Below are 24,529 nucleotides of genomic sequence, written 5' to 3' on the forward strand. Positions count from 1 at the left end.
CCGCCCGCCATGCTTGCAGTCTCACTTGCCATGCACGGCTGCGGTTTCCCGCATCACCCCGTTCGCCGCATGAGGGCGCTGCTGTTCTTGCTGCTGCTGGCGCTGGCCGGCTGGTCCGGCCTGCCGGCCGGCGCCGCGCCGGCGCCGACGCTGCGCTTCGAGCACCTGAGCGTCGAGGACGGCCTGGCCCAGGAATCGGTGCTGGCCATCGCCCAGGACCGCGAGGGCTTCATGTGGTTCGGCACCCAGACCGGGCTGTCGCGCTTCGACGGCTACCGCTTCGTCAATTTCCGCAACGTCGTCGGGGACCCCGGTACCCTGAGCAGCAACTGGATCCGCGTGCTGCACGTGGACCGCGAGGGGCGCCTGTGGATCGGCACCGACGGCGGCCTGGCCCTGTACGATGCGGCGACCCAGTCGTTTCGCCATTTCCTGCCGAACGAACCGGCGCGGCGCGGCAACGGCAACCGCCACGTGCGCGCCATCGTCGGCGACGGCAAGCAAGGACTGTGGCTCGGCACCGCCGACGGCCTGCAGCATTTCGACATCGCCAGCGGCCGCTTCACGACCTGGCACCATGTCCCGGGCGACCCGCGCAGCCTGGCCAGCGACGAGATCAATGCACTGGCCCTCGACAGGCGCGGCCGCCTCTGGATCGGCACCGGCGCCGGCGTCGACAGCCTCGATCCGGGCATGTCGCGCTTCGGCCATCACCGGCTTGCTTCCGGGCCGCGCGAAGCGGTGCAGGCGCTGCTGGCGGATACCGCGGACAACCTCTGGATCGGCCTGTCCAACGGCCTGGAACGCCTGCCGCTGGGCACGGCGAACCAGGCGCCGCGCCGCTACGGCCAGGCCGACGGCATCGGGCGCATCTGGATCGCGTCCCTGTACGACGACGGCAAGGGGCAGGTCTGGGTCGGCGGGCATGACGACGGCCTGTATCACTGGGATGCCGCACGCGACCGCTTCGAGATGCACCGGCAGCGCGTCACCGACAAGCACAGCCTGGCCGACGACCACATCGCCGCCCTGTTCCGCGACCGGGTCGGTACCTTCTGGGTCGGCACCTGGTATGGCGGGGTGTCGCGCGTGGACCTCGGCAGCGGCGGCTTCGCGCGCATCCTGCGCGAATACGACAGCCCCGGCAAGTCGGCCGACAACCGCGTGCGCGCCATCGAGAACGATGGCAACGGCCGCCTCTGGCTGGCCAGCGCCAGCAGCCTGCAATTGTTCGACCCGGCCAGCACCGGGCCGGACGCCTACCGCGCCTGGCGCCACGAGCCCGGCAATCCGAACAGCCTGATCGACGCTTCGGTCAATGCCGTCGTGCGCGACCGCGACGGCATCGTCTGGGTCGGCGGACGCACCGGCATCACGCGCTTCGATCCCACGAGCGGGCGCTTCACGCGCCGCGTGCTGGCGCCGGGCCACGCCAACGCCAACATCGTGCGCGCGTTGACGCTCGGGCGCGACGGCGCCCTCTGGATCGCCACCCGCGGCGGCCTGCACCGGCTGGAGCCGCGCAGCGGGGCGCTCGAATCCTACCGCCACGATCCCGGCCGCCAGAGCAGCCTGTCGGACAATATCGTGCGTCCGGTACTTGAAGACCGGCGCGGGCGCCTGTGGGTCGGCTCCTTCAACGGGCTCGACCTGCTGGACCGCGCCAGCAAGCGCTTCCGCCACTTTCGCCACGATCCTTTCGATGCGAACAGTCTCAGCAACGACGAAGTGCATGCCCTGATGGAAGACCGGGCCGGCAATGTCTGGGTCGGCACCGCCGTCGGCCTGAACAAGATGGTGACGGCCGCCGACGGCTCGGTCAGCTTCGTGAAGTACACCTCGCGCGACGGCCTGGTCGACGATTCGGTGGCGGCCATCCTCGAAGACGTCGACGGCGTGATCTGGGTCAGCACCAACAACGGCCTGTCGCGTTTCGACCCGGCCCGCAACAGCTGGCGCAGCTACACCTCGGCCGACGGCACCATCGACGGCGCCTATTTCGACGGCTCGGCCCTGCACGCGCCCGACGGCACGCTGTACTTCGGCGGCTTCAGCGGCATCACGGCCTTCAATCCGAAGGCGCTGCGTCACAACCGCATCGCGCCGCGCGCCGTCATCACCGGCCTGCAGATCTTCAACCGCCCGGTGCAGCTGGCTTATCCGGGACTGCTGGCCGGTCCCGTCGAAGGCGCGCGCGCCATCACGCTCTCGGCGAAGCACTCGGTGTTCTCGCTCGAGTTCTCGGCCTTGCACTACGCCGCGCCGAAGCGCAACCGCTTCGCCTACAAGCTCGAAGGCTTCGACCAGGGCTGGGTCAGCGCCGACGCCGACAAGCGCTTCGCCACCTACACCAACCTCGACCCGGGCCACTACGTGTTCCAGGTACGCGCCGCCAACAAGGACGGCGTCTGGAGCGAGACCCCGGCCCGGCTCGCCATCACGATCGAGCCGCGGGCATGGGGCACCTGGTGGTTCCGCGTGGCCGCCGCGCTCCTGGTGCTGGGCGCCTGCTACGGCGGCTACGCGCTGCGGGTGCGCCGCTTGTCCAGCCAGAAGGCGCACCTCGAGCGCCTGGTCAGCGTGCGCACCGAGGAAATCGCCTTGCAAAACAGCCTGCTCGAGCACCAGACCGAGGAATTGCGCGAGCGCGAACGCGAGGTGCGCCTGAATACCGACGAACTGGCCCAGGCCAACCGCGCCCTGTACGAGAACGAGCGGCGCCTGCAGCTGGCCAGGCAGCGCGCCGAGGATGCGGCGCGCCAGAAGTCGGAATTCCTGGCCAACATGAGCCACGAAATGCGTACCCCGCTGGCCGGCGTGATCGGCATGCTCGGCTTCGCGCTGCGCGACGCGACGGTGCGCGACAGCACGCGCGAGCAGATCGCGCGCGGCCAGGCGAACGCCGAGTCGCTGCTGGCGATCATCAACGACCTGCTCGACTTCTCGAAGATCGAGGCCGGCAAGCTCACCATCGAGAAGATCGATTTCGCATTCGAGGCGGCCATCAACAACGTGGTCGGGCTGTTCGCCGAGCAGGCCGGCGCCCACGGCGTCGGCTTCGCGATCGACCTGGCGCACGACCTGCCGCGCTTCGTCGTGGGCGACCCGACGCGGGTGCGCCAGGTCTTGATCAACCTGCTCGGCAATGCCTTCAAGTTCACGCCCAGCGGGCTGGTGACGCTGCGGGTCGAGCGCCGGCCGGCCGACCAGCAGGTGGGGATCGAGCACATGATACGTTTTTCGGTGCGCGACACCGGAATCGGTATCGCTTCCCACGCGCTGCCGCGCCTGTTCCAGAAATTCGAGCAGGCCGACACGACCACCACGCGCCGCTACGGCGGCACCGGCCTGGGCCTGGCGATCTGCCGCCAGCTGGTCGAACTGATGGGCGGCACGATCGACGTGACGAGCGTGGAAGGCAAGGGCAGCAACTTCAGTTTCGTGCTGCCGCTGGCGACCGGGGTCGAGCCGCCGCCGCTCGAGCATGCGCCGCGCATGCCGCACACCCATCGCCTGCGCGTGCTGTGCGCCGAGGACTTCGCCACCAACCAGATCATCGCCCGCATGCTGATCGAGGAAATGGGGCACCAGATCGAGGTCGTCGAGAACGGCGCGCTGGCCGTGGCCGCCTGCGCGCGCACGCGCTTCGACATCATCCTGATGGACGGGCGCATGCCGGACATCGACGGCGCCACGGCCACGCGCCTGATCCGCGCCGGCGGCACCCTGGATGCGCCGGTGCTCGACCCGCAGCTGATGATCGTCGCGCTCACCGCGAACGCCAGCGACGAAGACCGCATCCGCTACCTGGCCTGCGGCATGGACGGCTTCCTGTCCAAGCCGATCGACGCCGCGGCCTTGCACTATCAGCTGAGCCGGGCCATCGAGCGCCAGCTGCAGCGCGGCATCGCGCTGCCCCCGCTGCATCCTTCGGCGCCGAGCATGGCGGAACTGGACGCCATGTTCGGCGTTGCCGAACCGGCCGTGGCGCTGCCGGCGCCGGACCGTGCCGCCGACCTGCACGCGCGCATGCGCGCCGCCTTCGGCGCCGACCTGCCGCGCCGCCGCGCCGAACTGCGCGGCGCCGTGGAGCAGGGCGAGACGGAGGCGGCGGCACGGGTGCTGCACGGCCTGCGCGGCAGCGCCGCCCACCTCGGCGCGGCCGAGCTGGGCGCACTGTGCGCGGCGCTCGAATCAGCCGCCGAGGGTGGCCGCCACGGCGAGCTGCGCAGCGCGCTGCCGCGCCTGGACGCCCTGCTCGACAGGTTCGAACAGCTTCCGGCCTGAGTCCGGCAAGCACCGGTTGATGTTCTTTTACGCAACAAACTGCAGGGGATGGCGATGAAGGTGCTGGTGGTGGACGACGATGTGGTTTCGCGCATGATGCTGATGCATCTGGTCGACAACTGCGGCAACTACGACATCCTGGAAGCGGAGGATGGCGCCGACGCCTGGCGCCAGCTGCAGGCCGGACTGCAGCTTGGACAGGGACCGGCGATCGTCTTTTGCGACCTGCGCATGCCTGGCCTGTCGGGCACCGAATTGCTGGCGCGCGTGCGCGCCGAACCCGCCCTGGCGGGCTTGCCCTTCGTGCTGGTATCGGCCGCGAACGACAGCGAGAGCGTCGGCGCAGCCCATGCCCTGGGCGCGAGCGGCTATGTCCTCAAGCCGTTCCGGATCGAGGGCCTGCGGCCGTACCTGCTGGCGCTCGAGCGCGACGATACGCCGGCGGCGAGCGCGCAGCGGCTCGGCATCGATGCCGCCCGCCTGGGCGTGTACCTGGGTGGCCTGGAGCGGCAATTGATCGAAGCGGGGGAGGTGCTTGGCGCCTGCCTGGCGCAGGGCGACACATCGGCCGCGCGCGAGCGCCTGGGACGCCTGCGCGAAGGCTGCGCCATGCTCGGCTTGCGCGCGGTCGCCACCGAACTGGCGCGGGTCGAGGCGGCACCGGCGCCGACTGCCGCCGGCGTGGCGCAGGTACTGCTGGCGGCGCGCGCGGCGGTGACGCGCCAGGCGGCGCTGCTGGTGGCCGGCCCGGCTTGTCAGCGCGCCTGAATCGCTCAGGGCGTGTCGCGTTCCTGCTCCCGGCTGTCGGTCTTGGCCGGCGCGCGCCAGGTGACGACCCGGACCACATACCAGGCCAGCATCGCGCCGAAGATCGCCTTCGACACGGGATCGACATAGTCTGCCACTTCCCTGTAATTATTTTCCATCAGGAAACCGGCTGCCGTCAGCAAGCCGGTCCAGGCCAGCGAGCCGATGCCCGAATACAGCAGGAACCGTCCAAGCGACATGTTGCCGAGCCCTGCGGGCACCGAAATCAGCGTGCGCACGGCGGGGATCAGGCGTCCGAACAGGACCGCCTTGCGCCCGTGCTTGCGAAACGCCGCGAGCGCGGTGTCGATGTCGTCGGCACTCACTGTCAGCCAGCGCGCGTGATGATCGGCAAGGTGCTTGAGGCGTTCGCAACCGTAGAAGCGGGCCGCGTAGTACCAGGGCAGGGCGCCGGCCACGGACCCGGCGGTGCCTGCCAGCAGCACGCTGACCAGATTCAGGTCGCCGCGCGCGACGACGAAGCCGGCAAAGGGCATGATCATCTCCGACGGGATCGGCGGGAAGATATTTTCGAGCGCCATCAGCGCGAACACGCCCAGGTAGCCGCTTTTCCCCAGGAACTCGGTAATGAATTCGAACATCGCTCGCTCCGCACAGGCACAGTGGACCGATGATATACCGGTCTGGGCAATGTCCGCCGTACGAAGCGCACGGTTGAGTGGCATTTGCCCATCATTGTACGCAGTGGAAGCATCAAAGTTGGAGAGCTGTCGAGCTGGCGATGGCCAGCCCGACATCCCACGCCGCTTGCCAATGCGACGACACGACGGTAGCGGCGCCCAGATCGATCAGGGAATGGCAATCGAGGCGTTACCTGGAGCAGGGCAAGCTCCCATGCCCGGTCCACCCACCTCGCCAAACTCGGAGATCGTCAATCCAAAGCGGTCGCCATTGTCGTTGGTGGAAAGCCAGGCCATGATGCGATTCTGCCCGGCGAGCGCAAGCTGCTTTTCGGTGGCGTTCAGTCCCGTGTAGACGGCACGCCACTGGTTGCTTGGACTTACGCCCGTGCGCAGCAGGTTGCCGGCCCCGTCAGGAACATTGTCGACACGCCCACCATTGATATCGGCACGAATGTCGCGGCGGCCGATGCGGGTGGTAGTGAAATCTGGATTGATGATGCGCTGTTCCATGAAGCTCAATGGCAGAGCCACCCCATTATCCGTCGCGGTGCCGTTGACTCGTATATTACCGTCGGCATTGATGTAGGCGGGATTGGTGACCTTCGCATCGATCACCCGCTGTGTCTGGCCTGAAACGAAGGTTCCGTTTGCGACCTTTAACACATCGATCAGGTCGCCGGGGAGAATATTCGGCGTTTGTCCGGTCCAGCATACCCCGCCAGGATGGTTGACTTCGAAGACACCTCCCGCGGCGACGATGCCGCGGGCCGTACCGATGACCGGTTTGTCAGTCGTTCCCCTGCGAACGACGACCTGTAGCTCGGTGCCTGGGTCGATTCCATCGATCGAGATGAAGTCACGCTCCGGGAACACGGTGACATCTTTCAGGGACGGCTGATTCCCCTGGAACGACGCCTCTAGCAGTGAGGTCGGACTGTAGGAAACGGGCGGAGATGGGGGCGTCGAGGCGATGACACCCTGCGGGCCCGGTGGACAACCGCTGATGCCAGGCCCGCCGATCTCACCGACTTCGTAGATGGTCATGCCGAGCCGGTCGCCGGCCGTGGTAGTCTGCTGCCACCCCATGACACGCGTCTGTCCGGAGACGGCCAACTGCCGTTCATCCGCGTTCAAGCCCCTGAAGGTGGCAGTAAAAGAAGTTCCAGTCGTCGAATCGTAGACAAGCGTTCCGCTCGTGCCCGGAATGGGAGTGCCCCCGGGGCCATCGATGCGGCCGCCGAGCCTGTCGGCGCGAATTTCCCGCTTCGAAATACGGCTGCTGAGCGTGTCGATAAATTCAGAGTTGACAATCCGAACCTCGAGTCGGGTCAATGGAATGCGGCTGCCACTGGGCAGGATGGCCTTGCCCTTAATCACCACGGTATCGTCGCCGGGATCGAAGGCTTGCGTCGCCACAATATTGCGCGTGCTGGTCGCTGCGCCAGAGCCCGCTACAGGAGGAGGCACGAGCGTCCGATTGTTCGCGGTATCCCGGTAGGTAACCCGGACCGTGTCGCCCGCGGTAATGTCTGGCGTAACAGTCCTCCAGCACACGCCCCCTGGATGATTCACCTCAATCGCTCCCATTGCGTTCGTCCGCCCAACTGCGTCGCTGACCACTCCGCCTCGCCTTACTTGCACGAGCACATCGGCATTATTCGAAAAACCCGCAATCGAAGCGAAATCGCGCGATGGGAAGACAGTGATATCCATCGGCAATTGTGGCGGATTATAAATGGTTTGCGCTGACGCCGCTCCTGCTGCAACAAGCATCAAGGCCGCAGCGACCGTAGGCAATACAACCGCACGAACACCCTTTTGTCCAAACTGGTTTCCTGCACGCCCCGCTTCTACTCCGTGGTTCACAGCGTGTTGCAAGCAATGGAAACGCCGATTTTCTTCATTCGTAATCATTATGTACTCCGACTTTAAATGAACACATCCCTGCACGCATCTCTAGTAGCAACACGAACAGGGGCCACCGCATTGGCCAATGCCGGCACCTTGAGCAGATTTCTTCAGTCGGCGGACTCGTATGCCAAGCTAGTTCGAGACATAACGAAGCCTCCTACACAACAGGAAATTAATAACGAAGATTTTTATGATGGTTTAAAAAAATAAACAAAGCACGAGCTTCGACGCGCTTATCCGCACCACGCATTGGCTTGATATGAACCGTTGTTATCTCTATTTACCCTCCGGAAAGGCAAGCATCCCTGGTTTTCGCTATGTATCGCCGGGTTAGGTGATCTTCAAGCAAATTTATATAAAGAAATTTTTTGATTAATGTGGCTACCCATGCTGAATACGCCGGCATGTTCAGAATCTTTGCCCCATTTTTACCGACGGTCAAGAAGATATATATATATTTTTACAATTGCGCTAAGCAAAGAGCGGCCGATGTCGAGAAGTTTATTATTCCAATGTTTCTCGGAAACATATTTTTTCTCGAGATTACGAACATACCCCTAACCAATCTTTTTTCCGGATTAACTGCCGACGATAAAAGCGCTTTGAATTCATGTATTTACGACCACTCTACAAGACGTTCATGAAGATGCGGGTGATCATACAGTCGGGACCGGCCAGCGCTCATTGTTGGCAAGAAGGCGGATAGCCCAACGCGCTAGTACTACGGCCCGTCGAGTCCGTTTTTTGCAACGTTGTACCGAAACGATGTCGGCAGCCTGCAACTCGACAACGTCGACAGGACGGGAACCATCCAGGTCCGCAGGACTTGCGATGGCCTGTTCGTGTTGATGACTAAGGAATTGAACTAATAGAAGATTCTGCTTCGAGGCGCGCTCTTTCGGTAGGGGGGGGTACCGAGCGTCGCCAGCCCGTAAGTGAAGCCCAAGCATGAGATTGTTCAGCATCAAAGATATCGTCGTTTCAGGTACGTACCATTGATTTTTGGAATGTACCAAAAACGGATATCACAGGTGAATGCTTTGCTTAGGAAGTTCTAATGAATCTCAAGGATCTGCTCCAGGGGGCGTCCGGCTTGACCGAGGCGAATCGCCCCATCCGTGTACAACTATTCCAAGAGAAGGATGTGCGCGACAACGCCCTGCTGGTCAAGCAAGTTACAGGCAGCGAAACCCTGTGCGGCGGTCTGGAATACCGGCTCCTGTGCGTGTCGACACGTGCCGATCTCCCTCTGAAGGAGTTCATCGCACTGCCGGCTGAGCTGCAGTTCGTGACCGACCGCGGCAACATGCGCGCGGTGTGCGGCATCGTCGCGCAAGCGGCTGCCGGCCAGAGCGATGGTGGCCTGGCGACCTATGAGCTGGTGCTGCGCGATGCACTGGCGCTGATGGAGCAGCGCGCCAGTACCCGGGTCTTCCGCAACATGAACGAACTGGACATCACTCAGGTCATTGTGGGCGAGTGGCGCCGTAACATTCCGGTGCTGGCCAGGGCATTCGAGGTGGACTGGTCGCATGTGAAAGGCACTTTCCCGGCCCGCGAATTCACCATGCAGCACAACGAGTCCGATGCCGACTTCTTGCGCCGCCTGTGGAAACGGCGCGGCATCGCTTGGTTCATGCGCCCAGGGCTTGCCAGCGAATCACAGCGCGAGGATATGCCGGCGCACACCTTGGTGCTGGTCAACGACGGCTTCACGCTGCCGCAAAATGCCGCCGGCTCGGTGCGCTACCACCGGGACGATGGTACCGAGCAAAGCGACGCCATCTTCGCGTGGAGCCCGGTACGCAAGCTCGTCCCGGGCAATCTCAACCGTTTCAGCTTGGACTACCTGCAGGGCCGGCCGATGACCGCCAATACGCCGTCATGTATCGACCAGGGCGCGACCGGTAACCGTTTCGCGCTCGGTCTCGATGACTACCTGATTGACGTGCCGCATGCCGGGGAGGACGGCGACGATTATCGCGAGCTTGGCGAACTGCGCATGAAGCGCCATGAGTACGAATCCAAGTGCTTTTATGGCGAAGGAAGTGTGCGCGCGCTTCGTATCGGGGAATGGATTGCCTTGAGCGGCCATCCGGATATCGACACCCACTCGCCACAGGAACGGGAATTTGTCATCACGCGCCTGGAGGTCGATGCGGAGAACAACCTGCCGAAGACGCTCGACGATCGGATACAGCGCCTGTTTGCGCTCAACCGGTGGCATGACGCCCATGTCGACAGCGGTCTGCGCCAGGCCAGCGCCGAACGCGGCATGCGCTACACGAACCGCTTTGCCTGCGTTCGCCGCAGCATTCCGATCGTGCCGGCGTTCGATCCGCGTACCGATCTGCCGCGTCCGCAGCTGCAAAGTGCAATCGTCGTCGGCCCGCCCGGCGAAGAAGTGCATTGCGATGAATACGGGCGGGTCAAGGTACGCTTTCCCGGCACCAGGGTCGAAGACCACGAGCATGCGCAAGGCGCCGGTGCCAGCGGCAGCGACCGGGACTCCGCCTGGATACGGGTCGCCAGCACCTGGGCCAGCAATCATTGGGGAACGATCACGCTGCCGCGCGTCGGCGACGAGGTCCTGGTGGGCTTTCTCGGTGGCGATCCGGATAAGCCGATCATCGTCGGCCAAGTCTACGGGCGCATGGCGCCGCCGCCTGCGTTCAGTCATGCCGGAGCGCTGCCTGGAAACCGATACGTGGCCGGTATCAAGAGCAAGGAGGTCGGCGGCAACCGCTACAACCAGTTGCGGTTCGATGACACGGCGGGCCAGATCAATGCACAGCTGTCGTCCCAGCACGGTCACAGCGAGTTGAACCTGGGGTGGCTGACCCACCCGCGCAAGGACGGCAAGGGCGAGGCGCGCGGCGAAGGCGCGGAGCTGCGCAGCGACCATGCCGTCGCGCTCCGGGGCGCGCAAGGCGTCTTGATCAGCGCCGCCGCGCGCCAGAGTGCGAGCGGAAAACAACTGGATCGAAGCGAGCTTCTCGGCCTGGCCGAGACCTTGCAGGGACTGCAGAAGCAACTGGCTGAACTGGCGTCGACGCATCACGCGGACAGTACCGACGACGGGGAGCTCGAACAACTGGTCGGCTACCTGAAGCAGTGGGAAGCCGGCAGCAATACCGAAAAGGACGGCGCCGGCGGCCAACCCGTGGTGGCGCTGTCCGCGCCGGCCGGCGTCGCCATGACCAGCCAGGACAACATTGCGATCGGCGCGCAGACGCATATCGATGTGCTCAGCATCGGCAATACCCAGCTGTCGGTCGGCAGGAAACTGCTGGCGCGCGTTTCGGAAAGTATCAGCCTGTTTGCACACCGACTCGGTATCAAGCTGATTGCCGCCAGCGGCAAGCTCGAATTGCAGACGCACGGCGACGATATCGAGGTCACTTCCTCCAAACGCATCGTCCTGACTGCCACCGACGAGATCGTGCTACAGGCGCCCAAGGTGCGCATCGTGGCGCAGGGTGCGCAGGTGGACGTCGGTGCCGGTGTCATCACTCAGCAGAGCAGCGGCGCACACACCATCAAATCGTCGAAATTCGCGCATGCCGGACCGGGAGACAGCAGCCCGGCCGCGGTGACGCCGCCGAAGAGCGAAGCGCAGCACGACCAGCAGACCGTGCTGCGCTGGATCGGCACCGATGAGCCGATGAAAAACCAGCGTTATCGCATCACCACCGAAGACGGCCGCAGCTTTGAGGGACGGACCGATGCGAATGGGCTGACCGAGCGTTTTAGCAGCGCCATTTCTTTTGGACGCTACAGCATCGAGGCGCTGGACGACTGATACACCATAGGGAGCATGTGATGACGACTGCCGAACATCCTTTGCCTGCGCAACATCATGCCGGCGCGGCCCGCAAAGCCGAAGGGTTTGCGACACCGAAGCAGGACAAGAAGCCGCAGTGTGCGCGGATGCTGCCGAAGCGGGTGCTGCCGGTAATTTTTCTGCCGGGCATCATGGGGTCGAATTTGCGGATGAGCGCCGAGCGGCAGAAACAGTTGAAGCAGAGCGACAATATTGCGTGGCGTCCAGATGCGCTTGGGGCGTCGAACATCGGCAAGAATGCGAAGAGCCCGCCGCGTGAACGCCAACTGCGACTAGATCCGCTGCAAACCACGGTCGATATCTACGATCCTTCCGGGCCGTCTGACGTCACGGGCGATGGACGGCATGGCAATGTGACCTTGGGGGAAAACTTTAATTCTCCTCTGCTGACGAGCGACCCGCCGACCATGCCGAACGGGCGTACTGCGGTCCAAAAGGCGCGGGCGCGCGGCTGGGGCGAAGTCCTCTTCAAGAGCTATGGTGAGCTGCTACAGCATCTCGAGTCGCGTCTGAACAATACTTTCTCCGGGGGTAAGGTCCGGCAGGAGTGGCGCGACGTCGTCGGCGTCAATCCACAAGCATGGAGCCCTGATTCCAAGTTGCCTCAGCAGGCCCTAAGCGAGGACGAGCTCAAGAAGGTTGCCGCCGGCTGCTGGTTCGCCGTGTATGCATTCGGGTACAACTGGCTGCAGTCGAACGGCGATAGCGCGAAAATCATCGCGAAGCGCATCAACAAGGTCATCAATGACCTGAACGGTGTCGGCTATGAGTGCAACCAGGTGATTGTCGTCACCCATTCGATGGGCGGGCTGGTCGGCCGGGCGCTGGTGCATCCGGCCTATGGCAATCTGCAGGACAAGGTGCTGGGCATCGTGCACGGCGTAATGCCGGCTATCGGCGCGCCGGCCGCCTACAAACGCATGCGGGCGGGATTCGAGGATCCGGGCATGATAAGCTCGCCGCAGGAAAGCCTTGCCGCCAAGGTGGCCGGCAATTATGGCGACGAAGTGACGGCGGTGCTGGCGAACGCTCCGGGCGCACTGCAGTTATTGCCTACCGAATCCTACGGCAACGGCTGGCTGCGGGTGCGTCACGATGGGCGTGACCTGGAGACCTGGCCGAAACAGGGCGATCCCTACCGTGAAATCTACAAGCTCCGCAGCAAATGGTATGCGCTGTTCCGGGAGGACTGGATCAATCCATCCAACCACACGCCAAAGCAAGGGGGCGGAACGTTCGCACGAACGTGCAGGTATCTGGATCAGGCCCGGCAATTTCATCAGACGATCGCGGGCACTTACCACCCCAACAGTTACGCCCATTATGGTGCCGACCGCGGGCGACAAAGCTTTGGCGAAGTGGTATGGGAAATCAGGAACTGTGCCGACCCCAGTGGGTGGCAGGACTGGCCTATTATCAGCGATACCAAACAAGGGAAGCTCGAACTGGTCCGTTGGGATGTCAACTACCGTGGCAAGACATTTGCAGAGAGCCCCTCCATCCCCAGTCCTAATCTCAGCAAGGCTTCTACGGCGCCGATTTCAAACCCAAGTGGTAATAAATCCATTCACGCGACAATTCTTCCAGCAAGCGCACCTGGCGATCAGACGGTGCCCGCCAGGTCCGCCGACCACCAGCTAAACAGCGGCATGTTCAAGGGCGTGTTCCGCCAGACCGGTTACGAACACCAGTCCAGTTACAAGGATCCACGGGCTATCGCCTCGACCTTGTACAGCATCGTGCGCATCGCCCAGAACGCAAGCTGGAAATGCTGAAAGGAATACCATGTACCCGACCACCATAAGACGCCTCATCCTTGTTCCGCTTGCTGCCGTGAGCCTGCTGCTCGCGGCATGCGACCCCCACCCGAAAGAATGGAAGACGCCGAACATGACCGCCCTTACTCCCCGCCTGCAACCCTTGTTCGAGAAAACGAAAACTGTCTGCTTCGGCCGGTTCATGGTCGAGGTGCCGGCATCGGCAACCGTCGCTTGGGGAAGAACCATTGTCCCGCTGGACGTCACCATCTACCACGACGGCGTGGAAGAAGTTAAGGGATTGGCCCAGACGTTCGTCGACGAGCTGAAAAGTGAAAAGGCCATTTACCTTAATAACATCCCCTTGCTGATTTCAGTGGACGACATGCGCCAGCCTGAAGGACAAATAGTCACAGGGTACGACGGTTTTGAAGCGATCGGCATGCTGAAAATCAGTGGCTACTTCAAGTTGAATAACGACGGCGTCGTTATTGACGCCCGTCCCTTGGAAGAGCAGAAAGACGAGACTATCGCAGACATCAAAAGCATGGCTCGGCGCCTGCGCCAACGTGCCGACGACGAAGCCCCTGCCGAACCAGGCAACTGCATCGGTCACGCTTTTTTGCCAGATAAACAAAATCCCACACAGGATGACCTTATGGAGCACATCCGTATTGGCTTTCGTTTGAAAGAGTTCCCCGACGCGCATTTCTCAATTTATGTCGCACCATCGAATCCTCACGACCCTGAGGGCGACTCACTCCAAACCCAGTGGAAACGTATCAAGGAAGACCCATCCACGTTTGAGGAGAAAGCAGCGCTCGCTAAAATCAGATTTTTCCGCGAAAGCCCGCGCCAGATACAAGATTGGAAGACCGGCTACGAGGTCCTCGTGCGTAATTCCGATGAAGAACATGTCCATTCTTATCACGACTTCCAGGCTAAGTTCACGGGCGTTCCCCATGACCCGTTCAGACCGTACGCCGACATCCAATTCCAAACCGGCGTCGGCGACAACGCCGCCGGTGCCACCAAGGCCAGCCTGACCGACGATGAAGCCGTCGCAGTCTGGGACAAGATCACCAGCACCATCCGCGTGCGCCCGACCAGTTCCAAGCCGGTGAAATCCGCCGACACCGGCCCGCATCTGCCGCTGGGCGAACTCGCCGCAACCGGGCGCATCTGTCCGCAGACCGGCTGGTGGGAACACGATGCGCCGCGGCCAGCGGGAGGCAGCCGGGGTCAACACATCCGGGCCGGCGACCGTATGCCGCATGCGGTCGCGATTGGTGAGCCGTCGATCTGGCAAAAACTCAAGGGGGAACGGCCTTCCTACCGAACGGGGACGGTCTGGAAACTGGTCAGCTACGATGATGCGCCACCTCTTGCAGACATGACGGTGCAGCCAACGGCAACCGCGCAAATCTCTTCCCCTGATGACCTTCCAAAAGGCGCTAGCGATCCCAGGTTGGAAGGTGGCCGTGGCGACGATATCCCGTCCAATAAGAAAGGCTGAGCGATGCCCAACGTGATTCGCTTGGGTGACGCAACGTCTCATGGTGGCAAGGTCGAAAGTGTGAGCGCCACGTATTTCACGGTCGACGGAATCCCGGTCGCCTGTGTCGGTGACGTTTGCAGTTGTCCCATCAAGGGACATGAGAAATGCACGATTGCCGAAGGCGATCCAAGTCACGTCATCAACGGCGTTGCCGTTGCCTACGATGGGCATAAGACGACTTGTGGAGCAAGCCTGATTGCGTCTATCGGAAACTTCAACGGGCAATAACTCGGCCCTTTGATATCTCAGGCGCATATGCTCCCCTGGTTGGGCCTCGGAAGACAAGTTCGCCGTCGTGCTGGAAACGGCTACTTTGAACGCAAGCGAACTGGCGGAATACTGCCGACGCAAAGGTTTGTTCGCAGAGACGATTGCGACGTGGCGCGCCGCGTGCATGGCGGCCAATGCCAAGTAGACGCGCGGCCAGCCGGCGCAGTAGAAGGACGATAAGAAGCACATCCGGCAATTGGAGAAGGACTTGCAGCGCAAGGAAAAGGCACTGGCGGAGGCAGCGGCGCTGCTGATTTTGCGAAAAAAAACCCAGGCGATCTGGGGGGCAAAGAGGAAGACTGATCAGCGTCCAAGATCGCCTGTTATGTGTCGAGTTGATCCGTGAGGCGCAGGCGGCTGGTAGCCGGCTGGCGCCAGCCTGCATCGAGCTGGGTATCGCCCCGCGCGCGTTCCAGCGCTGCGGTGCGCGCTGGCGACGATGCCGTGGCTGCCGACAGCCGCCCAACGAGCATGCAGCCAGAATCCGTCAACAAGCTGAGCGAGGACGAGCGTGCCGAGATCCTGGCCGTTGCCAACAGCGAGAAATTCGCAAGTCTGCCGCCCAGCCAGATCGTGCCGGCGCCGGATGATCGGCATGGACGCAGAAATTCGTGCGCTGGTACAACCAGGACCACAAGCACAGCGGCCTGAAGTTCGTGACACCGGCACAGCGCCACTGCCGCCAGGACGCGGCGATTCTGGAGCGCCGTGAGCAGCTCTATCACGAGGCCAGAAACCGCTACCCAAAGCGCTGGTCGCAAGGCATCAGGAAACTGGCTGGAGCACCAAGTCCGGTTGCATCCAGAACGGATTCCGCCAGAAGCATTAAGCAAGCAGCTTGAGTGACGCGACAACTACGTTGGCAAACACCGTCTAGTGGCGGACCGTTATCTGAGAATGACTGCTTTACCTATGAGAATTTGGTCCCCCCGACTGGAATCGAACCAGTATCCCACGCTTAGGAGGCATGTGCACTATCCATTGTGCTACGGGGAGGACGCGCGCGTCGCCAGATGGCGGCAGGGCCACGGCGGCACGACAGCAGGCCAGGCCTGCGGTTCGGCGAGCGGACCCTGCATGGCAGGCCGGTATCGTGAACCGAGTGCAATTATAGCCGACGAAAGCACCTTATTTGGAAGTGTCGTCGCTGCAATCGGTACAATGGAGGCTTCTTTCACCTTTTCCCGCCGCACCGCCCCTCTTCGCGCACTCGCAGAGATGACCGCGGGTGGCCAGTTCTCAGATTATGGCTGTCATTTCCCTCTCGTCCGCGCAACTCGCGTTCGGTCACGTCGCGCTGCTCGATCACGCGGACTTTTCCCTTGAAACCGGCGAACGCGTCGGTCTGATCGGACGCAACGGCACCGGCAAGTCTTCGCTGCTGAAAACGATTGCCGGGCGCTTCAAGCTCGACGATGGCTTGCTCGTCATGCAGCAAAATATCAAGATCGCCTATGTCGAGCAGGAGCCGACCTTCGATCCCGAGTCGACCGTCTTCGACGCCGTCGCCGCCGGCATGGGCGAACTGCAAGGCATGCTGGCCGAATACGAAGCCCTGACCGGCCAGTTCGGCCAGGGCGACGACGATGCTCTGATGGAACGCATGCACGATTTGCAAGTCAAGCTCGACGCCACCGACGGCTGGAACCTGAACAACAAGGTCGACACCACGCTCGACCGCCTTGGCCTGAACCGCGATGCGAAGATGGGCACGCTGTCCGGGGGGATGCAGAAACGCGTCGCCCTGGCCGTGGCGCTGGTTTCGGCGCCGGACGTGCTGCTGCTCGACGAGCCGACCAACCATCTCGACTTCAAGTCGATCATGTGGCTCGAGGGCCTGCTGCGCGAATTCCGCGGCTCGGTCCTGTTCATCACGCACGACCGCAGCTTCCTCGACAACGTGGCCACCCGCATCGTCGAACTCGACCGCGGCCGTCTGCTTTCGTTCCCGGGCAACTTCACCACTTACCAGGAACGCAAGAGCGAATTGCTGGCCAACGAGGAGGTCGAGAACGCCAAGTTCGATAAATTCCTGGCCCAGGAAGAAGTATGGATCCGCAAGGGCGTGCAGGCGCGCCGCACCCGCGACGAAGGCCGCGTGCGCCGCCTCGAAGCGCTGCGCGAGCAACGTGTTGCCCGCCGCGACACCCAGGGCCAGATCAAGCTCGACGTCGGCATGGGCGAGCGGTCCGGCAAGATCGTCGCCGAACTCGAGAACGTCTCGAAATCCTATGGCGAGAAGGTCATCGTGTCGAACTTCACCGGCACCATCCTGCGCGGCGATAAAGTCGGCCTGATCGGCGCCAACGGCGCCGGCAAGACCACGCTGCTCAAGATCATCCTGGGCGAGGAAACGGCCGACAGCGGCAAGACGCGCCTGGGCACGAAGCTCAACGTCGCTTACTTCGACCAGATGCGTACCCAGCTCAACGAAGAGGCGAGCCTGGCCGACACCATCGCACCGGGCAGCGACTGGGTCGAAGTCAATGGCCAGCGCAAGCACGTCATGACTTACCTGAACGACTTCCTGTTCGCGCCCGAGCGTGCCCGTTCGCCGGTCAAGTCGCTCTCGGGTGGCGAGCGCAACCGCCTGCTGCTGGCGCGCCTGTTCGCCAAGCCAGCCAACTGCCTGGTGCTCGACGAGCCGACCAACGACCTCGACATCGATACCCTCGAACTGCTCGAAGAGTTGCTCGAAGACTATACCGGCACCGTCTTCCTCGTCAGCCACGACCGCACCTTCCTCGACAACGTCGTGACCCAGGTCATCGTCGCCGAAGGCGAGGGCCTGTGGCGCGAATATGTCGGTGGCTATACCGACTGGGAACGCGTCAAGGCGGCCGCGCCGCAGCAGACCGCCGCGCCTGCCAAGCCGGCAGCGGTCCGGCCGGTCGAGGCACCCGCGCCCGAAGCTGCGAAGAAGGTCAAGCTCAGCTACAAGGAGCAGCGTGAACTGGACGAACTGCCGAAACTCATTGCCTCGCTCGAGGACGAGCAATCGGCCATCACCGCCCAGCTCAACGCGCCGGATTTCTACAAGACGAACCCTGCCGACGCGCGCCGCATCAACGCCCGCTACGCCGAGATCGACGACCTGCTGCTCGACGCCCTCGACCGCTGGGAAAAAATCGAAGCGCGTTCGCGCGGCGACGCCTGAGCGGCATTCTGTTGTAAAGCCTCGAGCCCCGAGCCCCGAGCCCCGAGCCCCGGCCCGGGGCTGTTTCCCGCAGCGGACGCGCCTTGCGTCGCGCCTGCCGGATGCGCCCCCGTTGCCCGTCCGGGCCTGCCGTTCTCCGCCCACCGCCGCACTGCACCCGACACACCTTAGCATCGGTCCTCGCCTGTCCCTGCGGCTGCATCAAGCGCGCCAGCGGAACTCATGCGCTTGGACGACTGTCACATTTCAGCCGGCATAGCGACGAGAGACGCGCCGCACGCGGCGCATGCCGGCAAAGTGTGGCGTGCCCGCACGATCCGGAGCGGCTTGATCCAGCACAGGTCGAAGCGAAAGGTTTTCTTCAGTATCGTCGTGAGCTAGCGGCGCGGCCTGTGCGCCGTGCAGCTTCAGTCCGGTCCCGCATTGCTTTCCGAAAGACACATGCCATGTCGAGAATTCGCTTGCATGCGCTGGCCTTCCTGGCCGGCGCCATCGCCGTGGAGCCCGCTTGGGCCATTCCCGGCACCGCGCTCGACCTGTACGGGCGGATCGGCTGGGCGCGCGACGACAACCTGCTGCGCATTCCGGACGACGCGCCGGCCTTCGACAACCAGCGCTCCGATGCCTGGACCACGCTCGAATTCGGCGCCGTCTACGACAAGATCATCCGGCGCCAGCGCGTGCTGGCCGTCGCCAAGCTCTCGCAAGTGAAGTTCGACCACTTCCGCCAGCTCGATTACGATGGGCGCGACCTGCAGGCAGCCTGGCACTGGCAGCTCGGCAACCGCTTTTCCGGGCGGCTTGGCGCTACCTACGCGCGCACGCTGGCGCCGTACACGGATTTCCCCAGCGACGAACGCAACCTGCGCGAGCAGCGCCGCGCCTTTTTCGAGGGCGCCTGGACACTGCACCCGCGCTGGGAAGCGCGTACGGCGTTCTCGCGCGACCGTTTCGACTACGCGCTGGCCGTGCAATCCTTCAACGACCGCACCGAGGAGGTGGCCGAACTCGAGGGCCGCTACCTGGCGCGCGGCGGCAGCGCCGTCGGGCTGGTACTGCGGCGCATCGACGGCAAGTATCCGAACCGGCGTCCCTTCGCCCAGGGCATGCCGACCGACGATTTCAGGCAGGAAGAGATCAAGGCAAGGGTCGACTGGAAGGCCAGCGCTTCGACCACGGTGCAGGGCCTGGCCGGCTATGCGTGGCGCAGCCGGCCATCGTTCGGGGCAGGGCGCACCAGCGGCGCCAACGGGCGCGTCACCGTGCTGCACGAGCCCAACGGCAAGCTCGCCTGGCGCGCAGCGCTATGGCGCGATTTCGCGCCGCTCGAAAGCGCGGTGGTCGGTTACACGCTGAACAAGGGTGTCAGCGCCGGGGCAAGCTGGAACGCGAGCGCCAAGATCCGGGTCGACGCCGATGCCGCCTACGAGCGGCGCAACTACAACCGGCGCGCCGGCTTGAACGTCTCCGGCGGCCTGGACGACGCGCTGCGTTCCGCCAGCATCAAGGCAAGCTGGGCGGTCAGACGCAAGCTGACGCTGTCGGCGGCCTTGCTCCGCCAGTCCCGCAGCGGCTCGACCGTGCTCGGGATCGGCAACTTCAAGGCCACGACGGTCGCCATCGACGCCAGCGCCCAGTTCTGAGCATCATGCGATGGCGGTCAACGACATTCCGGTCATCTCCTTCTTCCAGCGCGTACTCGATCCCCTGATCATCATGGGCTCGCTGTACGGGTCCTCGCTCGTCTTTCGCGAGCCGTTTTCCGGCTATTCGCTGGTGCTGATGGTCCTCGCCTTCTTCATTTCCTCGGCGATCTACCAGCACATCGATCCCTACCGCACCTGGCGCAGCGGGCGCATGCTGGCCTATGCGCGCGACACCGTGTTCGGCTGGTGCCTGACGATCGGCGTGCTGTACCTCCTCGGGTCGGCAAGCGGGCTCAAATATTATTACGACGAGCGCGTCCTGCTGACCTGGGCACTCGCCACGCCGGTCACCTTGCTGGCCAGCCACATCGTGGTGCGGCGCGCGGCGGGGCGGCCCGATCGCGGGCGCGAGCTGCGCTCGGTCGTCGTCGTCGGCGCCAACGAGGTCGGCGTGAAATTCGCCGGCATCTGCACGCAGCAGCCGAACCTGTTCATGCGGATGCACGGTTTCTTCGACGACCGCGCCGGTGTGCGCCGTCCTCCGGGCCTGGGACATCCGGTGCTCGGCAAGATGGACGAACTGGGCGCCTACGTGCGCAGCAACAACATCAAACTCATCTTCATCAGCCAGCCGGTATCGGCCCAGCCGCGCATCCGGCGCCTGATCGACGAACTGCAGGACACCACGGCGTCCGTCTATTTCCTGCCGGACGTGTATGTGTTCGACTTGATGCAGGCACGGTTCGACACGGTCGGCGGCATGCCCGTCATCGCCATCCGCGAAACCCCCTTCATGGGCCTGAACAGCACGGTCAAGCGCGCCAGTGACATCCTGTTCGGCAGCACCATCCTGCTCCTGCTCGCGCCGCTGATGCTGTCCATTGCCGTGGCCGTGAAATGCACCTCGCCGGGACCGGTCATCTTCCGGCAGCGCCGCTACGGCCTGTACGGCGAAGAAATCATGGTCTACAAATTCCGGTCGATGCGGACGCTCGACGACGGTGCCCACATCGTGCAGGCAAGCAAGGACGACCAGCGGGTAACGCCGATCGGGCGCTTCCTGCGCCGCACCTCGCTCGACGAACTGCCCCAGTTCGTCAACGTCCTGCAAGGCAGCATGAGCATCGTCGGCCCGCGTCCGCACGCTGTCGCCCACAACGAGCAGTACCGAAAGCTGATCAAGGGCTACATGCTGCGCCACAAGGTCAAGCCGGGAATCACCGGCTGGGCCCAGGTGAACGGCTTGCGCGGCGAGACCGCCACGCTCGACAAGATGGAAGCGCGCATCCAGTTCGATCTCGACTACCTGCGCAACTGGTCGGTGTGGCTAGACCTCTGGATCATTTTAAAGACGGTTCGCGTGATTTTGACGCGTGAGAACGCGTTTTGAAACGAAGCGCTTAGGAGCCGCTTAAGCACCGCATGCCAAGCCGATGACCGCTGTCGTGTGCGGCCGATGGCTGCCTATGATGGCGTGAATGCGCCTGTGCATGGGCGAGGTCCGGGGCGCGTGGCGATGCGTCTGCGTCGACCGCACGCGCATGCTTGCCTGCTGCATTTAGCCTTACAGCACATTCGCTAACTTGTCCTTGCAATCGGCTTTGGTTCCCCAAAAAACCGCCTGTGCGATTCGATACTCGTCAAGCAGTGCGCGGTACACGACAGGTACGCTTGCAAGGGCGTTGCGCTCGATGGCGAGTGTCGCTGTCACTGTCACTGTCGTTGTCACTGTCACTGTCGATGTCGTGGTTGCCGTCATCGCAGTGAGGTGGCGGCGCATCGGCCGGCCCGCGCGGTGGTCAGCGCGGACTGGCCGCAATCGGATGGAGGAAGCCTTGAATCATCCAGAACTCCGTATCTATGTCGCCGGTCACCGTGGCCTCGTCGGTTCGGCCATCGTGCGCACCCTGCGTGCCCGTGGGCAGGCGACGATCGTCACGCGCACGCACGCCGAGCTCGAGCTGACCGACCAGGCGGCGGTACGCGCCTTCTTCCGTACCGAGCGCATCGACCAGGTCTACCTTGCCGCGGCCAGGGTGGGCGGCATCCACGCCAACAGCACCTATCCGGCCGAATTCATCTACGACAACCTGATGGTGCAGTCGAACGTCGTGCACGAAGCCTGGCGCGCCGGCGTGAAGCGGCTGCTGTTCCTCGGTTCCTCGTGCATCTATCCGCGCCTGGCGCAGCAGCCGATCCGCGAAGACTACTTGATGGACGGCGCGCTCGAACCCACGAACGAACCCTATGCCGTGGCCAAGATCGCCGGCATCAAGCTGTGCGAGAGCTACAACCGCCAGTACGGCACCGATTTTCGTAGCGTCATGCCTACCAACCTGTATGGCCCGGGCGACAACTATCATCCGCAGAACAGCCATGTGATACCGGCCCTGGTGCGGCGCTTCCACGACGCGAAAGCCGGCGGCGCGGGCGAGGTCGTCATCTGGGGCAGCGGGAAGCCGATGCGCGAGTTCATGTATGTCGACGACATGGCCGCGGCCAGCGTCCACGTGATGAACCTGGCACCGGACGCGTATGCGGCTAGCACCGAGCCCATGCATTCGCACATCAATGTCGGCACCGGCCTCGATGTCAGCATCCACGACCTGGCGCACCTGGTGCGCGACATCGTCGGCTTCGAAGGGCGGATCGCGTTCGACGCGAGCAAGCCCGACGGTACGCCGCGCAAGCTGCTCGACGTCTCGAAGCTGCGCGCGCTCGGCTGGAGCGCCAGTACGCCGCTGCGCGAGGGCCTGCGCCGCGCCTATGCCGCCTTTCTTGCCGCGCAGGTCGCCAATGTCGCGGCCTGATGCGCCAGCCCTGTCGTGCGCACGACTGTTGCGGCGGCCGCCAGCGTCCTTGCCGCCGTCGTGCCGGCCGCCTTTCTTTTTTTTCGCCGAGGATCTATGTTGACTATTGCTTGCAGGAGAGGATTGCGACCCGGGCCATGCGTACGGGCCGCCGCCGGCTTGGTGCTCGTGCTCGCTTCGCTGGCGGGATGCGGCAACGAAGCCCCGCGCGCCAAGCCGGGTCAGGCGCTCGCGAACGTGAACGGCGAAGAGATCACGGTGCTGCAATTGAACGAGGAATTGCAGCGCGCCGGCGTGCCGGCGGCCAGGCAGCAGGAAGCGAGCAGGCAACTGCTGCAGGCCCTGATCGACCGCGAGCTGCTCGAACATGCGGCCATGGGCGAAAAGCTCGACCGCGATCCGAAGGTCATGGGCGCCATCGAACGGGCGCGCTCGCTGATCGTGGCCCAGGCCTACATGCAGAAGCGACTGGCCAAGCTGCCGGCGCCGACACCGGCCGAGGTCGAGGCTTATTACCGCGAGCATCCCGACTACTTCGACCAGCGCAAGCAGTTCAGCATGGACCAGCTCGTGATCGCCGCGAGCGACCTGACGCCCGAGTTGGGCGCGGCGGCGGACAAGGCCGGTTCCCTCGAAGAAGTGGCGGTCTGGCTCGATGTCCACGACATCAAGTACGGACGCGCCCAGGTCACGCGCAGCACCGCCGACCTCAATCCGGCGCTGACGAAAAAACTGCTGGGCATGCCCAAGGGCCAGCTGTTCAGCGTCCGCGAAGGCGAGCGCGCCATGCTGCTGTCGCTGGCCGACATCCGCGAGGCGCCGGTGCCGCTGAAGGTGGCGGCGCCGCAGATCGCGCAGTTCCTCGCCACACGCAAGAACAAGGAACTTGCCGCGGCCGAGGTCGCGCGCTTGCGCCAGGGGGCGAAGATCGAATACCTGAACAAGGACCTGGCGCTCGACGCCCAGTCCGCGCCCGACAATGGCGCCCTCGACCGCGGTGTCGCCGGCCTGAAGTAACCCTTGACCATGACTCATCGAGAGGAGCGATCATGAAGACATCGGGACACTGGATGGCCGCCGGCCTGCTGGCGCTGTGCGCGGGGCTGGCGGGGGCGGCGGAGGTGCTGCTGGGACCGGGCGATGTGCTGCGCCTGTCGGTCCATGGCAGTCCCGACCTGTCGGTCGAGACGCGCGTGAGCGAAAGCGGCGCGATCACCTTCCCGCTGCTGGGCCAGGTGGCCATCGGCGGCCTGTCGGTCGCGGCGGCCGAGAGGAAAATCGGCAGCCTGCTCGAAAAAGGCGGCTATCTCAAGAAAGCCGAAGTGAACATGCTCGTCACGACGCTGGCGAGCCAGCAGGTCTCGGTGCTGGGCCAGGTCAACCGGCCGGGCCGCTATCCGGTCGAGGGACGGCGCAAGGTGCTCGACCTGCTGGCGATGGCGGGCGGCGTCAGCGCCGAGGGAGGCGACCTCATCAGCTTGGTGCGTACCCGCGACGGCAAGACAAGACGCGAATCCATCGACGTCGTCGACATGGTCCGCAAGGGCGAGCTGGACAAGGACGTCGAAGTGGCGGGCGGCGACATCATTTTCGTCGAGCGCGCGCCGCGTGCCTACGTCACCGGTGAAGTGCAACGGCCCGGCGCGTTTCGCATCGAGCGCGGCATGACGGTCCAGCAAGCGATCTCGGCCGGCGGCGGCCTCACGCCGCGCGGCAGCGACAACGGCATGCGCGTCACGCGCCGTGACGCCGACGGGCGCGCCGTGACGCGCGAGGTACGCTCCAGTGATCCGGTGCAGGTCGACGACGTGATCACCGTACGCGAGAGCTGGTTCTGA

General features: G+C 63.8%; 15 protein-coding genes, 1 tRNA gene and 1 pseudogene. 14 read left to right on the forward strand and 3 right to left on the reverse strand.

Annotated elements, in window-relative coordinates; all coding sequences use genetic code 11:
- Positions 1-9: 9 nt before the first annotated feature.
- Positions 10-4,287 carry a hybrid sensor histidine kinase/response regulator gene (locus ACFPOU_RS13985; protein WP_379722234.1) on the forward strand — a complete coding sequence of 1,426 codons (4,278 nt, stop codon included), beginning with the start codon at positions 10-12 and terminating at the stop codon, positions 4,285-4,287.
- 54 nt (positions 4,288-4,341) lie between these two features.
- Positions 4,342-5,055, forward strand: a complete 714-nt coding sequence (locus ACFPOU_RS13990; protein ID WP_379722236.1) for a response regulator — start codon at positions 4,342-4,344, stop codon at positions 5,053-5,055.
- 5 nt (positions 5,056-5,060) lie between these two features.
- Here ACFPOU_RS13990 and ACFPOU_RS13995 read toward each other — a convergent pair whose 3' ends face one another.
- Both ACFPOU_RS13995 and ACFPOU_RS14000 read right to left on the reverse strand, forming a co-directional pair.
- Positions 5,061-5,696 carry a DedA family protein gene (locus tag ACFPOU_RS13995; RefSeq protein WP_379722238.1) on the reverse strand — a complete coding sequence of 212 codons (636 nt, stop codon included), beginning with the start codon at positions 5,694-5,696 and terminating at the stop codon, positions 5,061-5,063.
- Between the two features lie 207 nt (positions 5,697-5,903).
- Positions 5,904-7,652 carry a hypothetical protein gene (locus ACFPOU_RS14000; RefSeq protein WP_379722240.1) on the reverse strand — a complete coding sequence of 583 codons (1,749 nt, stop codon included), beginning with the start codon at positions 7,650-7,652 and terminating at the stop codon, positions 5,904-5,906.
- Positions 7,653-8,706: 1,054 nt separating this feature from the next.
- Here ACFPOU_RS14000 and ACFPOU_RS14005 point away from each other — a divergent pair.
- From ACFPOU_RS14005 to ACFPOU_RS23855, 6 genes and pseudogenes are all read left to right on the forward strand, one after another.
- The gene (locus ACFPOU_RS14005) at positions 8,707-11,451 is read left to right on the forward strand and encodes a type VI secretion system Vgr family protein (RefSeq protein ID WP_379722242.1); all 2,745 of its coding nucleotides are present in this window, start codon (positions 8,707-8,709) and stop codon (positions 11,449-11,451) included.
- 20 nt (positions 11,452-11,471) lie between these two features.
- Positions 11,472-13,268, forward strand: coding sequence for an esterase/lipase family protein (locus ACFPOU_RS14010; RefSeq protein ID WP_379722244.1), 1,797 nt, complete (start codon positions 11,472-11,474; stop codon positions 13,266-13,268).
- Positions 13,269-13,278: 10 nt separating this feature from the next.
- Positions 13,279-14,766 carry a T6SS immunity protein Tli4 family protein gene (locus ACFPOU_RS14015; protein WP_379722246.1) on the forward strand — a complete coding sequence of 496 codons (1,488 nt, stop codon included), beginning with the start codon at positions 13,279-13,281 and terminating at the stop codon, positions 14,764-14,766.
- Between the two features lie 3 nt (positions 14,767-14,769).
- The gene (locus ACFPOU_RS14020; RefSeq protein ID WP_379722248.1) at positions 14,770-15,036 is read left to right on the forward strand and encodes a PAAR domain-containing protein; all 267 of its coding nucleotides are present in this window, start codon (positions 14,770-14,772) and stop codon (positions 15,034-15,036) included.
- A 40-nt stretch (positions 15,037-15,076) separates the two neighbouring features.
- Positions 15,077-15,672: pseudogene (locus tag ACFPOU_RS14025) on the forward strand (transposase family protein); the annotation flags it as partial.
- A 17-nt stretch (positions 15,673-15,689) separates the two neighbouring features.
- A complete protein-coding gene (locus ACFPOU_RS23855; RefSeq protein ID WP_465263288.1) occupies positions 15,690-15,920 on the forward strand; it encodes a hypothetical protein in 231 nt (76 codons plus the stop codon).
- Between the two features lie 79 nt (positions 15,921-15,999).
- Here ACFPOU_RS23855 and ACFPOU_RS14030 read toward each other — a convergent pair.
- Positions 16,000-16,074: transfer RNA gene (locus tag ACFPOU_RS14030), tRNA-Arg, on the reverse strand.
- 250 nt (positions 16,075-16,324) lie between these two features.
- On the opposite strand from ACFPOU_RS14030, the gene ACFPOU_RS14035 reads away from it, so the two are divergent.
- From ACFPOU_RS14035 to epsE, 6 genes are all read left to right on the forward strand, one after another.
- On the forward strand, positions 16,325-18,235 hold the full coding sequence (locus tag ACFPOU_RS14035) for an ATP-binding cassette domain-containing protein (RefSeq protein ID WP_379722250.1): 1,911 nt from the start codon (positions 16,325-16,327) through the stop codon (positions 18,233-18,235).
- Positions 18,236-18,681: 446 nt separating this feature from the next.
- Positions 18,682-19,878: an XrtB/PEP-CTERM-associated polysaccharide biosynthesis outer membrane protein EpsL gene (gene epsL, locus ACFPOU_RS14040; protein WP_379722252.1), complete on the forward strand. Its 1,197-nt coding sequence runs from the start codon at positions 18,682-18,684 to the stop codon at positions 19,876-19,878.
- Positions 19,879-19,888: 10 nt separating this feature from the next.
- A complete protein-coding gene (locus tag ACFPOU_RS14045; RefSeq protein WP_379722254.1) occupies positions 19,889-21,271 on the forward strand; it encodes an undecaprenyl-phosphate glucose phosphotransferase in 1,383 nt (460 codons plus the stop codon).
- 445 nt (positions 21,272-21,716) lie between these two features.
- Positions 21,717-22,691, forward strand: a complete 975-nt coding sequence (gene fcl, locus ACFPOU_RS14050) for a GDP-L-fucose synthase (RefSeq protein ID WP_379722256.1) — start codon at positions 21,717-21,719, stop codon at positions 22,689-22,691.
- 123 nt (positions 22,692-22,814) lie between these two features.
- Complete coding sequence (locus tag ACFPOU_RS14055; RefSeq protein WP_379722257.1) at positions 22,815-23,708, forward strand: EpsD family peptidyl-prolyl cis-trans isomerase; 894 nt, start codon at positions 22,815-22,817, stop codon at positions 23,706-23,708.
- Between the two features lie 32 nt (positions 23,709-23,740).
- On the forward strand, positions 23,741-24,529 hold the full coding sequence (epsE, locus tag ACFPOU_RS14060) for a polysaccharide export protein EpsE (RefSeq protein ID WP_379722259.1): 789 nt from the start codon (positions 23,741-23,743) through the stop codon (positions 24,527-24,529).

Origin of the sequence: Massilia jejuensis (genome assembly GCF_042656795.1) — a bacterium.
Lineage (GTDB): Bacteria > Pseudomonadota > Gammaproteobacteria > Burkholderiales > Burkholderiaceae_D > Telluria > Telluria jejuensis.